Genomic DNA, 14,426 nt, shown 5'->3' on the forward strand with positions numbered 1-14,426 from the left:
GGGCTGGCCGTTGCGTACAGACACTCGATTGGTGCCTATGAACGTGACGGCCTGCGGTCGCGCGCGTCCAGCGCGCCGAGTAGGCGTTCGCGGAGGTCGCTCGCGGACGTGGCGACTTCGTCCGCGGCGGACGTGTCCATCTCGCCGGCTTCGTCGGCCTCGTACGCGATGACGTACGCGCCCGAGCGGTCGGCGGCGCGGATGCCGTTCTCGGAGTCCTCGACGACTACCGTCTCGTCGGCGGTGACGCCGAGGCGGTCCATCGTCACCTCGTAGAGGTCCGGTTCGGGCTTCCCCGGGATGTCGAGGTCGGCGGCGGACACCACTTCGTCGAACCGGTCGGTGAGGTCGAAGCGGTCGAACGCCATCTCCACCCAGTGCGGGTAGGAGGACGTGCAGACGGCGAGCGGCACCCCGTGCTCGTCGAGGTCGTCGAGGAGCGCGTGGAAGCCCGGCATGAGGTCGGCGTGTTCGGTGTAGACCGCTTCCGCGTGGGCGTCGTAGAAGTCGAAGTACTCGTCGGCGGAGTCCACGGTGAGGTCGTACCCCTCGTCGCGGAGGCGGTCGTACTGGTCGTGGACGTTGATGCCGATGAGGTCCGTCGGTTCGAGGTCGTCACCGTCGACGACGAGCTCGTCGATAACTCGCTCGATGACGTCCTTCCAGTAGCGCTCCGTGTCGACGATGACGCCGTCCATGTCGAAGATGACCGCGGCCATACCCCCGGTAGGGTCGGCCGGGGGAAAACACGTGCGGCGAACCGGGCCGGCGATTCGGGGTGTCGGCGAGCGTGTTGGAAAACCGTTATAGGAATCCCGACGGAAGCCGGGCGTATGAGAGTGCCCTCCCTCCGCGGTGGCGCGGGCGCGCGGTCCGTCGCCGTCGTGCTCGCCGTCGCGATGCTCGTTTCGACCGCCGGCTGTGCCGGTCTCACCGCCGACGACGGCGGGAGCGCGAGCGAGGCCGCGAAACTGGATAGTGTGCCCGCGAACGTCGATTCGCTCGCGTTCGTTGACGTCGCCGGGATGCTCGAAGACGACACGCTCCGCGGCGTCGCGAACACGTACTACGGCGAACTGAACGAGACGTCGCCCTACTACTCCGGCCCCACGTCGGTCTCCGAGGCCATCAACGACACCGCGAACGACACGGGGGTGTCCGCGAGCCAGTTCGGGACTATGACGGTGTTCTCGAACGCGAGCGAGCAGGCTGACAGTGCGTCCGGGTCGTTCAACGGCGCGCTCGTCACGTCCTCGCTCTCGAAGACGGAACTGGAGTCAGCGGTGACGAACCAGACCGGGGCGGAGTTCTCGACGGAGACGTACGGGAACACGACGCTCTGGGTTCCCGATTCGGAGTTCGCGAGCGGGAGTGTCGTCGGCTGGCTCGGTGACGGCACGTTCGTCACCGGCACGGAATCAGCCGTGAAGGCCGTTGTGGACGTTCGCGCCGGTGACGCGCCCGCAGTGAGCGGCGACCTCCGGCAGACGTTCGCGGACACCCGCGCGGGCTACGTGAAGTTCGCGATGACCGTCCCCCAGCAGGAGATCAACCCCGGCCCGTACGCGGCTTCCGGGGCGGAGTTCGGCACCGAGACCCTGAACGCCGTGCAGGTGTTGTCGGGCGCGTTCTACGCCGAAGACACCGACATCGGCGGCGTCACGCACGTCGTGACGAACACGAGCAGCGCCGCGACGAACATCATGCAGGTGCTGCAGGGCGGGATAGCCGCGTACGAACTCGCGTCCGAGGAAGCCGCCGCCGAAACCCTCGACAAAATCGAGGTGACGAGCGAGGGCACGACGGTCACGCTCTCCTACGAGAACGCCGCGTCCAACATCGAGGACGCGATTGAGAGCGCGTACAACGAGTCGAGCGCCGACGGCTCGACCACGACGACCGCGACCGCGTAGATGGGACTCCCGCCGCTCCTCCGGAAGGAACTCCGCTGGGGCTGGCGGAAGAAACTCCCCCTGTTCGTTCTGTTCGTCGTCGTGCCCGCGCTCTTCGTGTACGGCACGCTCGCGTTCGAGCACGTGCTCCCGAAGTCCGTGCAGGTCGCGGTCGCGCCGGCGGGACCGGGCGTGACGCAGGACGACCTCGAGGTGGTGCGCGGGGCGGTGACGCTGTTCAGCGACCCGAGCATCTACGAGTCGCGTACGGCGGCGATGCAGGCGCTCTCCCGCGAACGCGTGTACGCGGTCGTCACCGCGCCCGCCGACCTCACCACGGGGACGGGCCGGACGACGGTGGAGTTGTTCGTCTCCGGAAGCGTCGTCCCCTACCTGGAGCCCGCGCAGGTGCTGGCGAACGTCGCGGAGCGCGGTCTCTCCTCGCTCGTCGACCGTCCCGTTTCGACCGCGTACACGGTCGTCGGACGCGAGCGCTCGCTCTCCGCGTACCTGCTGCCGACGTTCCTGTTCGTGCTCGTGCTGCTCGTCGCGTTCGCCTACCTCCCCTATAACCTCGCGTCCGAGGAGGCCGCCATCGACCGCCTCCGCCTCGAATCCTCGCTCTCTCGGGTCGTCGCGACGAAACTCGCCGCGTTCACCGTGTTGCTCGTCGCGCCCGTCGCGGTGTTCGACCTCGCGAGCCGATACCTCGGCACTCCCGTGGGGTTCCTGCGACCGAGCGTCATCGTCGTGTACGCGCTCTGCTTCCTCGCCGCCGGGACGCTCGCCGCCGCCGTCACCGTCGCGCTCCGCTTCTCCGCGTGGGGACGGCTCGCGAACCTCGCCGTCCTCCTGTTCTGCCTCGCGTTCTCCGGGCTCGCCTACCCGCGCGGGTTCTTCTCCGTCGCGCGCCGCGACTTCGTCACCTTCCTCCCGACCTATCACGCGATGGTCGCCGCGCGCGGGTTCACGCTCCGCGGCCAACCGCTCACCGCCTACGCGGACACCTTCGCCATCCTGCTTGGAACGCTCGCGGTCTGCTGCGTCCTGTTCGCGGGGAGCGTCCGATACTACGAACGGGGTGCCTGAGATGCGCGTCGAGAACCTCACCAAGCGCTACGGGGACGTAGTCGCAGTCGACGACGTGACGCTCGACTTCGCGCCCGGCGTCCACTGCTTCGCCGGCCCGAACGGCAGCGGGAAGACCACGCTGTTGCGGTGTCTCGCTGGTCTCACCCGCCCCACAGCCGGCACCGTCGACGTGCCGGGCGACGTGAACTACGCGTTCCAGACGCCGAGCGTCTACCACGACCTCACCGTCGCCGACAACCTCGCCGTCTTCGCCGGGTTCGCCGACGAACCCCGGGAGTGGCGCGCGACGCTGGAGGACCGCCTCGGCCTCGAACCGATGCGCGACCGCCCCGCGAGCGCGCTCTCCGACGGCTACCGGAAGCGCCTCGACCTCGCGCTCGCCCTCCTCGACCGCCCGCGCGTGCTCGTCCTGGACGAACCGCTCGCCGACCTCGACCCCGCCACCCGGGACGCCATCGTGGACACCGTCGAATCCTACGCGACCGACGACCGGTACGTACTCGCGTCCACGCACAACCTCGACCGGTTCGACGGCCTTGCCGACCGGCTCACCGTCATGTCGCTCGGCCGCGTCGTCGCGGATCTGTCGCGCGACGACTTCGGGAGCGACCCCGGCACGGCGTACGAGCGCGCCCTGCGAGAGCACGGGTGGGGGTAACGGTTTTGGGGATAGCGGGCGGAACCACGAGTATGGTCGAAGAGACGACGCGCGACGACATGACGTGGTACGCCTGCGAGAAATGTGGGCTGATGTTCGACGACCCCGACGACGCCGCACAACACGAGGAGAACTGCGACGCGGAGGACCCCTCCTACCTCCAGTAGTCAGGCGAACTCGTAGCTGTACTCGCTCATCTCGTCCTCCTCGAAGACGAACACGCGCCCGCCCGCCGCTTCGGGGTCGGCCTCGACCTCGACCGCGTACCCGTCCCGGCGCACTGTCACACCCGGGAACACCGGTTTCTCCTCGTCCGCTCCGAGGAGGACGCGTCCCACGCCGGTGTCCGCGAGTATCTCGTCGCTCGTCATCCGGTCGTTCACGTACGTCAGCGCGCCCTCCGTCCCGTCGGGGTCGGTGACGAGCACGTGCACGTCCCGACCGGGTTGTGCGCGCAACGTCCCCTCGACCTTCTCGGGAACGCCGTGGTAGAACGTCCGCCGTCCGTCCGCGTACTCCACCGCGACGCCGTCCTCGGCGAGTTCCACGTCCAGCGTGTCCGGCGCTACGTCGCTACGTCCGCTCATACGCGTTCTCGACGCCGCGCGGGGAAAAGGCCCGCGGGTCGAGGGTTTGACGCCACCGCCACCTTGAAGCGTCGACTCGCCCACTCTCCCGTATGGACGGCCGCGCCGAAGCGCCCGCCGCGGGCACCGTACTCAACGCGCTCGCCACCGGCCGCGGGTCCGCGTTCGCCATCGACCTCACCGTCACCGCCGAGGTCGCGCTCGACCCCGACGCGGAGTCGGTGACGGGGACGGTCGCGGAGGACGCGGACGCCGACACCGCGCTCATCGAGCGCTGCGTCGAACTCGCGTGCGAGGAGTACGGCGACCCCGGGGTCGGCGGCGTCGTAGAGACCGAGAGCGAGATTCCGATGGCGTCGGGGTTGAAGAGTTCGAGCGCCGCCGCGAACGCCACCGTGCTCGCGACGCTCTCCGCGCTCGGCGTCGCCGACGACGTGACGCTCGAAGACGCCGCGCTGCTCGGCGTGCGGGCGGCCCGCGAGACCGGCGTGACGGTGACGGGCGCGTTCGACGACGCGAGCGCGAGCATGCTCGGCGGCCTCACCGTCACTGACAATACCGAGGACGCGTTGCTCGCCCGCGACGACGTGGACTGGGATGTCCTCGTCTGGACGCCCCCGGAGCGCGCGTACAGCGCGGACGCCGACGCCGACCGCTGCGCGCGCATCGCGCCCGTCGCGAAACTCGTGGCGGAACTCGCGCTCGCCGGGCGTTACGAGACCGCGATGACCGTCAACGGCTTCGCCTTTTGCGCGGCGCTCGACCAACCCACCGCCCCCGCCGTCGACGCCCTCCCGCTCGCCGACGGCGTCAGCCTCTCCGGCACCGGCCCCAGCCACGTCGCCGTCGGCCCCGAAGACGCCCTCAACGAGGTACGAGAACTATGGAACGAGAGACCCGGAACGACGCTACTGACGACGACACGAACGACCGGCGGCCGCGTACTGACGACATGACCCTCGACGAACTCCGCGAGGAAATCGAGGAGATCGACCACGACCTCGTCGAACTCATCGCGCGCCGCACCTACGTCGCGGACAGCGTCGCCCAGGTCAAGGAAGACCAGGGCCTCGCCACCACCGACGAGGAACAGGAAGACGCCGTCATGGAACGCGCCGGCCGCTACGCCGACACTTACGACGTGGACGAGAACATGGTGAAAGCCATCTTCCGCCTCCTCATCGAACTGAACAAGATAGAACAGCGCGAACAGCGATAGTCCGTCCTCCGTTCAGTAAGCGATATCCTGAATAGGCCCGTATTCACTGCCGATGGTCACGTGGGAACAGGTCGAGCGCGACTTGGACGAGGCAGGCTATCCGGGTTTCGCGTTCGATACCGGAGAGACCGCTGTGCCGGGTCTTTCTGGGTCGTGGCTCGTCGGCAAAATCGGACGGGACGGCCGGTTGAAGCGGGAGAACCTTCCCTATCCGTGGAAACTCCTCGACGCGCTCCCGTTCGGGTCCGCAGTTCCGACCGACCCCGCGTTCGCGCCCGCGCCTATCCAGCGAATCGCCGAGAAACACGGAGTGGATATCGTCATCGTAAGCGTCGACAGCGACTGGGTGCGGATCGCCCTCGTCGAACCGAACGGACTGTCTCACGACGAGTAATACCCGAGCGCGCTACCGCCAGCCGAGACCCGGCCGGAATAGCCTCCTCTCACGATAGGTTCTGAATGGGTGTTCCCGTTCTAGTCCGCGTCGGCGGACACCGTCTGCCGGGGCGGGTCGGCCACGAGTTCGTCTTCCGTGTCCCATTCGAGGCCGCCCTGATAGTGGAGCGGCGCGTTCTCCTGTTCTGGGTCGAGGACGGTGAGGTGTATCCAGCCGTTGTCGAGGAGCCGGGTGAGTTCGTCGTGGTCGCGGAGGAGGTCGGTGACGCGGTCGACGGGCGCGTGAACGACCGCGGTGAGGCGGAGCGGCTGGTGGTAGGGGGTGTCGGCGTCGGCGTACAGCGACTGGAGGGGGAGACCGGTCATGAGGTCGCCGCCGTTCCCCTGGAACACGCCGACGTTCCCGACGGGATTCTGGGTCACCTTCGACCCGCTCCCGTACACCGCGTTGTCCACCGTGGCGAAGTAGTACTGGTTGTTTATCCACTGCGTGACGACGAGCGGGCCGGTGAGGATAGCTTCGAGCGCGTCCCCCTCAGCGTCCGCGCGCCAGTCGTAGGAGTGGAGGAACGTGCGGCCGTCGAGGTCGGCGTCCGCGGTTAGCTCGCGCGGCCCGACGACGAACGAGGCGTTCCCGGCCAACCCCCACTCGGGGCGGGTCTCCGCCCAGTCGGCGGCCCGGCGCTCGGTCTCCCGAACGCCGTCCGCGGCGTCGCCGGTCATCGCGTCCGTCCGCTCCGCGGCCGCGCGCTCCCGGGCGTCCGCGAGGTCGCTCCGCACGCGTTCGAGGTCGTCCGCGTGGCTCGCCGGAACGCTCCCGTCGAAGAGCGTGATGTCGTCGGTGGTGGTGTCGTGTTCGGCGGCGAGGAACACGGTGTCCGCGGGCACGTCGAACCCGCGCTCGCGCAGCTCCGCCTGCACGTCGTCGTCGTTGCAGATGGCGGCGAGCACGCGGGCGTTCGGGCCGCCGGCGTTCCCGGCGCACGCGCCGCAGTCGAGGCTCGAATCGAAGGGATTGTTCGTCGTCTGGCTCGCGTGCCCCGTGAACACGACGAGGCGCGCGAACTCCTCCCAGCCCATCAACTCGAACGCGTCCTCGGCGTACTCGACTTTCTCCTCGAACGACAGGCCCTCGCGGAGCGCGTGCACCGCGTCCGGGTTGTAGTCGATTGCGGGCTCGCAGAACTCGCGTTCGGCGGGCGCGTAGTCGGTGTCGTGGAGCGCGTCGTAGACGCGGCCGGGGAGGAGCGTGCGCGCCGCGAGCGCCGCGCCGTACCACGGGCCGGCGCTCTCCACGAAACTGAACGCCGTCGCCGCGTTCGACTTCAGCGTCTTGAGCACGCTCCGCCCCGCGTCGAGGAGGCCCTGCCGGCGGTCGTAGCGCTCCCGCGCGTCCCCGGCGTCCGCGACCGGCCGGTCGGTGATGCGGTGCTGGGCGTCCACGATGGGCGGACACGCGTCCCCCGCGGCGTCCGCGTCGTACCCCTGATAGCGCATCGGAATTCCGAAGAACCCGGCGTAGCCGTACGTCTCGTAGTCGCCCACGGCTTCGACGTGCCGACGGATGATTTCAGAGCGCGTGTCGATGCAGAACACGAACTGCGCGTCCGGCCGCTCCGCCGCTCCGCGTTCACTCTCGACCTCAGGCTCGCCGGTCGCGCGCTCGTCGGGGTCGGGGTCGGACACCGCGCTGAGGAGGCGTTCGCGGTGGCTGTGCTCCCACGCGGTCAGCCAGAGTTCGGGAAGCGGAGCGTCCTCGCTCGCGGCGGCCTCCGCGGGGTCGTCCGGGAGGAGCGGGGCGTCGAGGCGTTCCGCGAGCAGCAGCCGCACCGCGAGGTACTCGGTCAGCGAAATCGGGTGCCCGGACTGCCAGGGGTCCGCGTCGTCGCCCGCGCGCTGCTTGATGAAGCCCGTCCAGCCGGGGAGCGCGGCGAGCTGGTGCTCGAACACAGTCTCCCACTCGCCCTGCGGGTATTCGGAGAGCACGCGCTCCAGCGCGTCTATCGGCGTCTCCGGGAGGTCGGACGGCCGGTCGCAGTCCGGTATCTCGGCGTCGTGGGGAGCCATCTCGCGCCACGCCGCGTAGAACCCGGCGTCGCGGTTCGGCATCGACCACTTCGCCTGCCCCTGGTCGAGGAAGGCGGTTAGCCACTTCGACAGTACGCGGTCGACCGCCTCCTCCGCGTCCGTTTCGGAGCGAGAGACGGCGTTCGTGGTGTCTTCCGCGTTCGCTTCCATCTCGTCGAGCAGGGTTTCCGGGTCGTCGTCGATGCCGTGGTCGTCCAGCACGCTCGACAGCGCGTCCGGGTCGATTCGTCCGGTCTTCCAGGCCTGCCGGAAGACGTCGGGAGAGGGGTAGCCGCGGCCGCCGAACAGCCGCTCGGCCTCCGCGACGGCCTGATGGAACGGCCGGTCTTCGAACCCGGAGAGTGGGTTCGCGGTGACGAACGAGTGGAGCGGCCAGACCGCGCCGACGTTCTCCGCCGCGCGCTCGATACTGCTCGCGAGGTAGTGGTCTTCACGCGTCATTGTAGTCCTCCGCGGTGGTGAGTTCCGTCTCTGGGGCCGGCTGTGAGAGGTTCAGGAGGGCGACGTAGAGCCGCTTGCTCGATGTGTGCCAGCCGAGTTCGACCGCGAGGTACGCGGCGAGGAAGGCGGCGGCGACGGCGGCGTGCACGACCGAGAGGTCGGTGGGCGCGTGCGTCATCGGCACGCCCGCGAGCGCGGCCGCGATGGCGTTGAACAGGACGCCGTAGACGGCGACGGGGACGACGACGATGACGGGGAGGGCGACGAGCGCCGCGCCCGGGGCGAGGTTCGCGCGCTCCAGGGCGTCGCGGGCCGCGTGCAGCGCCGTCAGGGCGACGAGGAAGGCGAGGACGAGGCCGGAGTCCGGTTCCGCGCCCTTTCCGGTGAGCGCGACGAACACCGCGCCGCCGACCGCGGCCGCACCGAGGCCGACGACGAGCGACGGGAGCGTCACGCCGTCCGCGGAGTCCTCTGCGGGCGCGGTCCGTTCGACGGCGCTTCCGGAGGAGAGGAACAGGTAGGCCTTGTAGAAGCCGTGGAGGATGAGGTGGGTGATGGCGGCGGCGAAGAACCCGAGGCCGCACTGGAGTATCATGAAGCCCATCTGGGCGACGGTGGAGCCGCCGAGCCGGCGCTTCACGTCGGGGCGGACGAGCAGGAGCGCCTGCCCGAGGAGGGCGCTCGCGGCCCCGACGACGACGAGCACCGCCAGCGCCGCCGGGATGTCCGCGAACACGGGCGCGAAGCGCGTGAGGAGGATGCCGCCGGCGTTCACGAACCCGGCGTGCATCAGGGCGGACGCGGGCGTCGGCGCGGTCATCGACGACAGCAGCCAGTCGTGGAAGGGGACCAGCGCGGACTGAATCATCGCCGCGAGGAACAGCCCGCCGATTGCGACCCAGGTGACTTCGGGGGAGAGGCCGCCGGCTCCTGCGAGGATGCCTGAAACAGTGGTTGTCCCGGTCGCCCACGCGAGGAGCGCGAGCGTGCCGGCGAGCGCACCGCCGCTCGCGAGGAAGTAGCGACGTGTGAGCGTCTCGGCGGCCTGCGCCTGCGTCCACTCGCGGGCGTGCCCGATGAGCTCGGCCATCGTCACCCCCATCGCCAGCCACGCAGCGGTGAACAGCGCGACGTGGTCGGCGGCGGCGACGACCATCACTGCGAGCGTGAAGCCGAACGTCAGCGCGAAGAACCGGTCGATGGCGGCGTCACCGGCCATGTACCGCCGGGAGTAGGAGTGAACGATGCCGCTGAAGAACGTGACGGCGACCCAGACGACCGCTGTCAGGCCGTCCACGACGACGTAGCCCGGCACCCGCCACGTGGAACCGCTCGCGACCGAGTGGGCGGCCGTCGCCACGCTGAGAGCGAACAGCGCCCAGACGGCGGCGGTCGTCGCTCGCGCTACCCCCGAAGCGGACGCCGTCGTCTCCGGGAGCTGTACCGAGTCGTTCGCGCGTGAGTGTCCGGTCATCGTTCGAGTTCCCGCCGCACGGGCCAGCGACCCCGCCAGTCGGAGCCGTCTCGTGAGCGAACTGGTCCGTCTTACCCAACTGTACGAACAGAATGGTTATTATAGGCTTTGGTATGAACAAATTGTTCCCAATAAGGCAGGGTGGGAACAGAATGTTCTATAATGAGGGATTCGGGGGTTACTCGTCGCTCGGGGTGCGCTCCCGAGTGAGGTCGTCGAACGGCGTCGTCTCGTGACTCCGCACGAGCACCTCGTCCGAAACGGTCAACTCCATGTCGAGGAGCGCGTTCGCGACCGTCGTGATGTCCTCGTCGGTGAGGCCGACGACCGTCACGAGCAGGTTCTCCTCGCCCGTGACCAACTCCTGCACCGACACGACCCCCGGGATGTCGAGGATGTCCTGGATGCGCTCTCCCCGTTTCGGAATCGGCGCCGTGCAGAACAGGAGCATCCGGAGCGGATACCCCGACTTCTGGTAATCCACGTTCGCGCTGTACCCCTTGATCACGCCCTCCGATTCGAGGCGCTGGATGCGCTTTCGCACCGTGCTCGACGACGCGTCAGTACGGTCGGCGATTTCGGCGGACGAGAGGTTGCGAGCGTCCTTCTGGAGCGCGTAGACGATCTCTCGGTCGATATCGTCGAGCTCGTACTCGGCCATGCGCTCCGTTTACCCCTGCGCGCATAAGGCGCTTCGCCTGCCACACCTGTGCTCCTGCCTCGGCCGTGCGGTCGTCTCAGTGCGTGACGCGGCGCTGGACGCGAGTGGCGATTCTGGGATGTCGGTCGCGGAGCGTGTCGGGGTCGCGTTCGCCGTCCACGTTGACGACGTGCAGTTCGCCGCGAGCACCGTCGTAGGCGTCCTGGAAGTCGTAGACGACGCCCGCCACCGTGACGGACGCCGGCACGTCCTCGCTCTCGCGGAGCGCGGCCACCTGGCGGTCGACGTTGCACTCCACGAGGTCGTTCACGGCGTCCGCGCGCCCGCGGTCGTCCGGGAGGCGCTCGACGCAGGGGTCGAGTTCGGGCCGCAGGAGGCCGATACAGTGTTGGATGCCCGGCGGTTCGTCGACGATATTGGTCGTGATGGCGTCGTAGGTAGCGGTGACCGCGCCACACCCCGAGTGTCCGACGACGACGGCGAGGTCGGTGCCGGTGTGCGCGATGGGGTAGAGTACGTCCCCGGAGACGACCGTGCCCGCGCCGGTGCGCTGGACAACCCGGTTCCCGATGTTCGAACACGTAAACACGCGACCGGGCCGGTCGTTCCCCCACATGTGGTCCTGGAGGACGCGGGAGTCGGAACAGCAGACCGTCACCGCCTCCGGACGCTGCACGTCCTGCACGTCGTCGAACCGGTCGCGGAACCCGGCGACGTGCGCGTCGTTCCCGGCGAGCAACGCGGCGAGCGTGTCCATACGAGACGGACGGGACGCCCCGGTTAGAAACCTCGCCTCCCCGGGGACGGACTCCGCTCCGCCGTGCGTCGTGGTACGCCGACTCTCGGAAGCCTTATACGCAAACGGGGCATACAATCGTTTGTAATGGCAAGCGGAAAAGTTGATTTCTTCAACGATACTGGCGGCTACGGATTCATCGAGACTGAGGACGAGGACGAGGACGTGTTTTTCCACATGGAAGACGTCGGCGGCCCGGACCTCGAAGAAGGCACTGAGGTCGAGTTCGAAATCGAGGACGCCCCCAAGGGCCCCCGCGCGAAGAACGTCACCCGCCTCTAAGGCGAGTTCTTCCGGACTTCTACTAACTAACCGACTTTTTGAACGCCAGCGGTAGCGTTCGCGTCTCGACACTGTGTCGAGACGACTGTTTTATACTCACCGGCGAGTGACGACGTTGTATGTCCACGGTTCGCGGCGTCGTCGAGCTGACGCGACCCGGGAACGTCGTCGCCGCGGGCGTGCTGACGTTCGTCGGCGCGTTCGTCGCGGGCGGCGCGGCCGACTATCCGTTCCACACGGTGGCGGCGGTCGCGGCGACGATGCTCGCTATCGCGGCGGGGAACGCCATCAACGACTACTTCGACCGCGACATCGACGCCATCAATCAGCCCGACCGCCCGATTCCGCGCGGCGCGGTGTCGCCCCGGGGCGCGCTCGCGTTCAGCCTCGCGCTGTTCGGCGGCGCTATCGTGTGCGCGCTCGTTCTCCCCGTTCTCGCCATCGCCATCGCCGGCGTGAACCTCGTCGCGCTCCTCGTCTACACGGAGTACCTGAAGGGCCTCCCGGGCGCGGGGAACTTCGTCGTCGCCTACCTCGTCGGGAGCACGTTCCTCTTCGGCGCGGCCGCGGTCGGCGATGTGGCCGCCGGAGCCGTCCTGTGCGTGCTCGCCGCGCTCTCCACGTTCACGCGCGAGGTCGTGAAGGACGTGGAGGACATCGCGGGCGACCGCGAGGAGGGATTGAACACGCTCCCGATAGCCATCGGGGAACGTCGCGCGCTCGTCGTCGCCGCGCTCGCGCTCGTCGTCGCCGTCCTCGCCAGCCCCCTCCCCTACCTCTGGAACGTCTTCGGCGCGCCCTACCTCGCCGTCGTCGCCATCGCCGACATCGCGATGCTGTACGCGACCTACGAGTCCTTCAGCGACCCGACCCGCGGCCAGTCCCTCCTCAAGTACGGGATGTTCCTCGCCGTCGTCGCCTTCCTCGTCGGCCGCGCCGCCGCCCTCTGAACTTATCCCGCTCGCGCCCCTCCCTCCTACTATGCCCGTCGAGAGCGACGACGAACTCCGCGAGATACTCGAGTACGACACCATCGCCGTCGTCGGGTGTTCGAGCACGCCCGGGAAGGCCGCCCACGACATCCCGAAGTACCTCATCGAGCACGGCTACGAGGTCATCCCGGTCAACCCCTACGCCGACGAAATCCTCGGCAAACGGGCTTACGACTCCCTCGACGACGTGGCGGAGGAAATCGACCTCGTGGACGTGTTCCGGCCCGGCGACGAAGCCCCCGGAATCGTCGAACAGGCCATCGCGCGCGACGACGTGAAAGCCGTCTGGCTCCAGCTCGACATCACCAACGACGAGGCCGCCGAGATGGCCGAGAACGCCGGCCTCCGCTTCGTCCAGGACAAGTGCATGAAAGTCGAACACCGGCGGCTACTCGGCTAGGTCACTGGACCGCGAATCGGTGATAAATCGAGTTTTCTCGGTTAGCCTTCCCACTCGGCGTAGCTTCCGTAGATGTCCTTGGAGAGGTAGCGTTCGCTGGAGTCGGGGAAGATGGTGGCGACGGTGTCGTGGGGCGCGTCGATGATTCCGTCGGCGATATCGTCGGCGACCTGACAGGCGGCGACGCTCGCGGCGCCGGCGCTCGACGCGACGAGGTGGCCTTCCTCGCTGGCGAGGCGCTTGAGTTCGTGGTGGGCGGCCTCGTCGGACACCTGAATCACGTCGTCGACGAACTCGGGGTCGAACAGTTCGTTCGTCGCAGGGTTGTGCGTGCCGATACCCTCGGTCTTGTACTCGTCCTCCTCGACGTGGTCGCCTTCGAGGCGCGCGTAGAGCGAGCCCTCGGGTTCGACGGCGACGACGTACGTGTCGGGGTTCTGGTCGCGGAGGTAGCGCGCGGTCCCCATGAGCGTGCCCGCGGTGCCGCAGCCGGCGACGATGGCGCCGACTTCGCCGTCGAGCGCGTCGTAAATCTCCGGGCCGGTCGTCTCGTAGTGGGCTTCCGCGTTCAGCGGATTGGAGAACTGCTGGGGGACGGCGGCGTTCTCGAGTTCGCCGGCGAGTTCGTGCGCGCGCTCGATGGCGCGCTCCATCCCGTCCTCGGTCGGCGTGTTGATGACTTCGGCGCCGAGCGCGCGCATCAACGTCTGTTTCTCCACGCTGAACCGCTCGGGCACGACGAACACCGCGTCCAGATCGAGCTGGCGCGCGGCGACCGCGAACCCGATGCCGGTGTTTCCGGCGGTGGGTTCGATGACCGTGCCGCCGGGCGCGATGTCCCCGCGTTCGAGCATCTGTTCGAGCATGTACTTCCCGATGCGGTCTTTCACGCTCGCGCCGGGATTGAACGACTCCAGTTTCGCGTACACGGGTGCCTCGTCGGGCGACTCGTGAACGCGAACCAGCGGTGTCTCCCCCACCGTGTCGAGAACCGAATCGAGGGGTTCGCGGTGCGTCGTCATCTACTCCCTCCTATCGCCGCGCGTTCTTTAGGCGTTGTCATCCCCCGCCGACTCGCCCGTATCCGCGTCGAGTTCGGCGGCGATGGCGTCGAGGAGTTCGCCCTGACGTGCGACCTCGCGTTCGAGCGCCTCCACGCGCTCGTTCGTGTCGATGACGGTCTCCTGGGTCTGTTCGACGTCCTCGCGGATGGACTTGACGCGCGCCTGCAGCGAGTCAGCCACGTCCGCGAGCTTCTGGACCTTCTTCGCGGTTCCTCCGAATCCCATACTCACTCAAGCGAACGGGACGTTCAAGGGTCTTCCGCCGCGCGAGACCCCGTGAAGGCGAAAGGCCCTTATGCGGGTGTCGACTATCCTGAGGTGGACTAGGCCGGGCGGTTTGGCCCCGCCCCCCCCCCCCCCCCCCAGGAGAATTACGGGGGGCCC

At 68.4% G+C, this 14,426-nt stretch carries 18 protein-coding genes; 10 read left to right on the top strand and 8 right to left on the bottom strand.

Annotation, left to right across the window (positions count from 1 at the left end; translation table 11 throughout):
- Positions 1 to 35 precede the first annotated feature (35 nt).
- The gene (locus tag U3A55_RS01530; protein WP_330989758.1) at positions 36 to 719 is read right to left on the bottom strand and encodes an HAD family hydrolase; all 684 of its coding nucleotides are present in this window, start codon (positions 717 to 719) and stop codon (positions 36 to 38) included.
- Between the two features lie 114 nt (positions 720 to 833).
- On the opposite strand from U3A55_RS01530, the gene U3A55_RS01535 reads away from it, so the two are divergent.
- From U3A55_RS01535 to U3A55_RS01550, 4 genes are read left to right on the top strand one after another with little or no spacing between them, the layout of a single operon-like run.
- On the top strand, positions 834 to 1,913 hold the full coding sequence (locus tag U3A55_RS01535) for a hypothetical protein (RefSeq protein WP_330989759.1): 1,080 nt from the start codon (positions 834 to 836) through the stop codon (positions 1,911 to 1,913).
- Positions 1,914 to 2,981, top strand: coding sequence for an ABC transporter permease (locus U3A55_RS01540; RefSeq protein WP_330989760.1), 1,068 nt, complete (start codon positions 1,914 to 1,916; stop codon positions 2,979 to 2,981).
- A gap of 1 nt (position 2,982) precedes the next feature.
- On the top strand, positions 2,983 to 3,642 hold the full coding sequence (locus U3A55_RS01545) for an ABC transporter ATP-binding protein (RefSeq protein ID WP_330989761.1): 660 nt from the start codon (positions 2,983 to 2,985) through the stop codon (positions 3,640 to 3,642).
- 32 nt (positions 3,643 to 3,674) lie between these two features.
- Complete coding sequence (locus tag U3A55_RS01550) at positions 3,675 to 3,809, top strand: DUF7128 family protein (protein WP_264476819.1); 135 nt, start codon at positions 3,675 to 3,677, stop codon at positions 3,807 to 3,809.
- Here U3A55_RS01550 and U3A55_RS01555 read toward each other — a convergent pair whose 3' ends face one another.
- On the bottom strand, positions 3,810 to 4,229 hold the full coding sequence (locus U3A55_RS01555; RefSeq protein WP_330989762.1) for a DUF5796 family protein: 420 nt from the start codon (positions 4,227 to 4,229) through the stop codon (positions 3,810 to 3,812). It lies immediately after the preceding gene.
- Between the two features lie 92 nt (positions 4,230 to 4,321).
- Between U3A55_RS01555 and U3A55_RS01560 the strand changes: the two genes are divergently transcribed.
- From U3A55_RS01560 to U3A55_RS01570, 3 genes are read left to right on the top strand one after another with little or no spacing between them, the layout of a single operon-like run.
- Positions 4,322 to 5,185 (top strand): shikimate kinase, encoded by an 864-nt coding sequence (locus U3A55_RS01560; RefSeq protein ID WP_330989763.1) that lies wholly within the window; start codon positions 4,322 to 4,324, stop codon positions 5,183 to 5,185.
- Positions 5,113 to 5,448, top strand: a complete 336-nt coding sequence (locus U3A55_RS01565; protein WP_442978249.1) for a chorismate mutase — start codon at positions 5,113 to 5,115, stop codon at positions 5,446 to 5,448. Before U3A55_RS01560 ends, U3A55_RS01565 begins: the two co-directional genes overlap by 73 nt.
- A gap of 52 nt (positions 5,449 to 5,500) precedes the next feature.
- Complete coding sequence (locus U3A55_RS01570) at positions 5,501 to 5,842, top strand: hypothetical protein (RefSeq protein WP_330989764.1); 342 nt, start codon at positions 5,501 to 5,503, stop codon at positions 5,840 to 5,842.
- An 80-nt stretch (positions 5,843 to 5,922) separates the two neighbouring features.
- Here U3A55_RS01570 and U3A55_RS01575 read toward each other — a convergent pair whose 3' ends face one another.
- From U3A55_RS01575 to U3A55_RS01590, 4 genes are all read right to left on the bottom strand, one after another.
- Positions 5,923 to 8,373 (bottom strand): DUF2309 domain-containing protein, encoded by a 2,451-nt coding sequence (locus U3A55_RS01575; protein WP_330989765.1) that lies wholly within the window; start codon positions 8,371 to 8,373, stop codon positions 5,923 to 5,925.
- Positions 8,363 to 9,847, bottom strand: coding sequence for a proton-conducting transporter transmembrane domain-containing protein (locus tag U3A55_RS01580; RefSeq protein WP_330989766.1), 1,485 nt, complete (start codon positions 9,845 to 9,847; stop codon positions 8,363 to 8,365). Before U3A55_RS01580 ends, U3A55_RS01575 begins: the two co-directional genes overlap by 11 nt.
- 178 nt (positions 9,848 to 10,025) lie before the next feature.
- On the bottom strand, positions 10,026 to 10,508 hold the full coding sequence (locus U3A55_RS01585) for an Lrp/AsnC family transcriptional regulator (RefSeq protein ID WP_330989767.1): 483 nt from the start codon (positions 10,506 to 10,508) through the stop codon (positions 10,026 to 10,028).
- Positions 10,509 to 10,584: 76 nt separating this feature from the next.
- Positions 10,585 to 11,265 carry a carbonic anhydrase gene (locus U3A55_RS01590; RefSeq protein ID WP_330989768.1) on the bottom strand — a complete coding sequence of 227 codons (681 nt, stop codon included), beginning with the start codon at positions 11,263 to 11,265 and terminating at the stop codon, positions 10,585 to 10,587.
- A gap of 126 nt (positions 11,266 to 11,391) precedes the next feature.
- On the opposite strand from U3A55_RS01590, the gene U3A55_RS01595 reads away from it, so the two are divergent.
- The 3 genes from U3A55_RS01595 (at position 11,392) to U3A55_RS01605 (ending at position 12,978) form a co-directional block, all read left to right on the top strand.
- Positions 11,392 to 11,586, top strand: a complete 195-nt coding sequence (locus tag U3A55_RS01595; protein WP_145848151.1) for a cold-shock protein — start codon at positions 11,392 to 11,394, stop codon at positions 11,584 to 11,586.
- 119 nt (positions 11,587 to 11,705) lie between these two features.
- Positions 11,706 to 12,536, top strand: a complete 831-nt coding sequence (locus U3A55_RS01600; protein ID WP_330989769.1) for a geranylgeranylglycerol-phosphate geranylgeranyltransferase — start codon at positions 11,706 to 11,708, stop codon at positions 12,534 to 12,536.
- Between the two features lie 31 nt (positions 12,537 to 12,567).
- A complete protein-coding gene (locus tag U3A55_RS01605) occupies positions 12,568 to 12,978 on the top strand; it encodes a CoA-binding protein (protein WP_330989770.1) in 411 nt (136 codons plus the stop codon).
- 41 nt (positions 12,979 to 13,019) lie between these two features.
- Here the strand turns inward: U3A55_RS01605 and U3A55_RS01610 are convergent, their stop codons facing one another.
- Together U3A55_RS01610 and U3A55_RS01615 are read right to left on the bottom strand one after the other, a co-directional pair.
- The gene (locus U3A55_RS01610) at positions 13,020 to 14,000 is read right to left on the bottom strand and encodes a PLP-dependent cysteine synthase family protein (protein WP_330989771.1); all 981 of its coding nucleotides are present in this window, start codon (positions 13,998 to 14,000) and stop codon (positions 13,020 to 13,022) included.
- Between the two features lie 27 nt (positions 14,001 to 14,027).
- Positions 14,028 to 14,267: a DUF5798 family protein gene (locus U3A55_RS01615; RefSeq protein ID WP_330989772.1), complete on the bottom strand. Its 240-nt coding sequence runs from the start codon at positions 14,265 to 14,267 to the stop codon at positions 14,028 to 14,030.
- Positions 14,268 to 14,426: the final 159 nt, after the last annotated feature.

The sequence above is a fragment of the Salarchaeum sp. III genome, assembly GCF_036418315.1.
Taxonomy (GTDB): domain Archaea; phylum Halobacteriota; class Halobacteria; order Halobacteriales; family Halobacteriaceae; genus Salarchaeum.

Coding starts and splice junctions, on each gene's coding strand:
- U3A55_RS01530 (WP_330989758.1), bottom strand. CDS start 719: ATGGCCGCGGTCATCTTCGACATGGACGGCGTCATCGTCGACACGGAG.
- U3A55_RS01535 (WP_330989759.1), top strand. CDS start 834: ATGAGAGTGCCCTCCCTCCGCGGTGGCGCGGGCGCGCGGTCCGTCGCC.
- U3A55_RS01540 (WP_330989760.1), top strand. CDS start 1,914: ATGGGACTCCCGCCGCTCCTCCGGAAGGAACTCCGCTGGGGCTGGCGG.
- U3A55_RS01545 (WP_330989761.1), top strand. CDS start 2,983: ATGCGCGTCGAGAACCTCACCAAGCGCTACGGGGACGTAGTCGCAGTC.
- U3A55_RS01550 (WP_264476819.1), top strand. CDS start 3,675: ATGGTCGAAGAGACGACGCGCGACGACATGACGTGGTACGCCTGCGAG.
- U3A55_RS01555 (WP_330989762.1), bottom strand. CDS start 4,229: ATGAGCGGACGTAGCGACGTAGCGCCGGACACGCTGGACGTGGAACTC.
- U3A55_RS01560 (WP_330989763.1), top strand. CDS start 4,322: ATGGACGGCCGCGCCGAAGCGCCCGCCGCGGGCACCGTACTCAACGCG.
- U3A55_RS01565 (WP_442978249.1), top strand. CDS start 5,113: ATGGAACGAGAGACCCGGAACGACGCTACTGACGACGACACGAACGAC.
- U3A55_RS01570 (WP_330989764.1), top strand. CDS start 5,501: ATGGTCACGTGGGAACAGGTCGAGCGCGACTTGGACGAGGCAGGCTAT.
- U3A55_RS01575 (WP_330989765.1), bottom strand. CDS start 8,373: ATGACGCGTGAAGACCACTACCTCGCGAGCAGTATCGAGCGCGCGGCG.
- U3A55_RS01580 (WP_330989766.1), bottom strand. CDS start 9,847: ATGACCGGACACTCACGCGCGAACGACTCGGTACAGCTCCCGGAGACG.
- U3A55_RS01585 (WP_330989767.1), bottom strand. CDS start 10,508: ATGGCCGAGTACGAGCTCGACGATATCGACCGAGAGATCGTCTACGCG.
- U3A55_RS01590 (WP_330989768.1), bottom strand. CDS start 11,265: ATGGACACGCTCGCCGCGTTGCTCGCCGGGAACGACGCGCACGTCGCC.
- U3A55_RS01595 (WP_145848151.1), top strand. CDS start 11,392: ATGGCAAGCGGAAAAGTTGATTTCTTCAACGATACTGGCGGCTACGGA.
- U3A55_RS01600 (WP_330989769.1), top strand. CDS start 11,706: ATGTCCACGGTTCGCGGCGTCGTCGAGCTGACGCGACCCGGGAACGTC.
- U3A55_RS01605 (WP_330989770.1), top strand. CDS start 12,568: ATGCCCGTCGAGAGCGACGACGAACTCCGCGAGATACTCGAGTACGAC.
- U3A55_RS01610 (WP_330989771.1), bottom strand. CDS start 14,000: ATGACGACGCACCGCGAACCCCTCGATTCGGTTCTCGACACGGTGGGG.
- U3A55_RS01615 (WP_330989772.1), bottom strand. CDS start 14,267: ATGGGATTCGGAGGAACCGCGAAGAAGGTCCAGAAGCTCGCGGACGTG.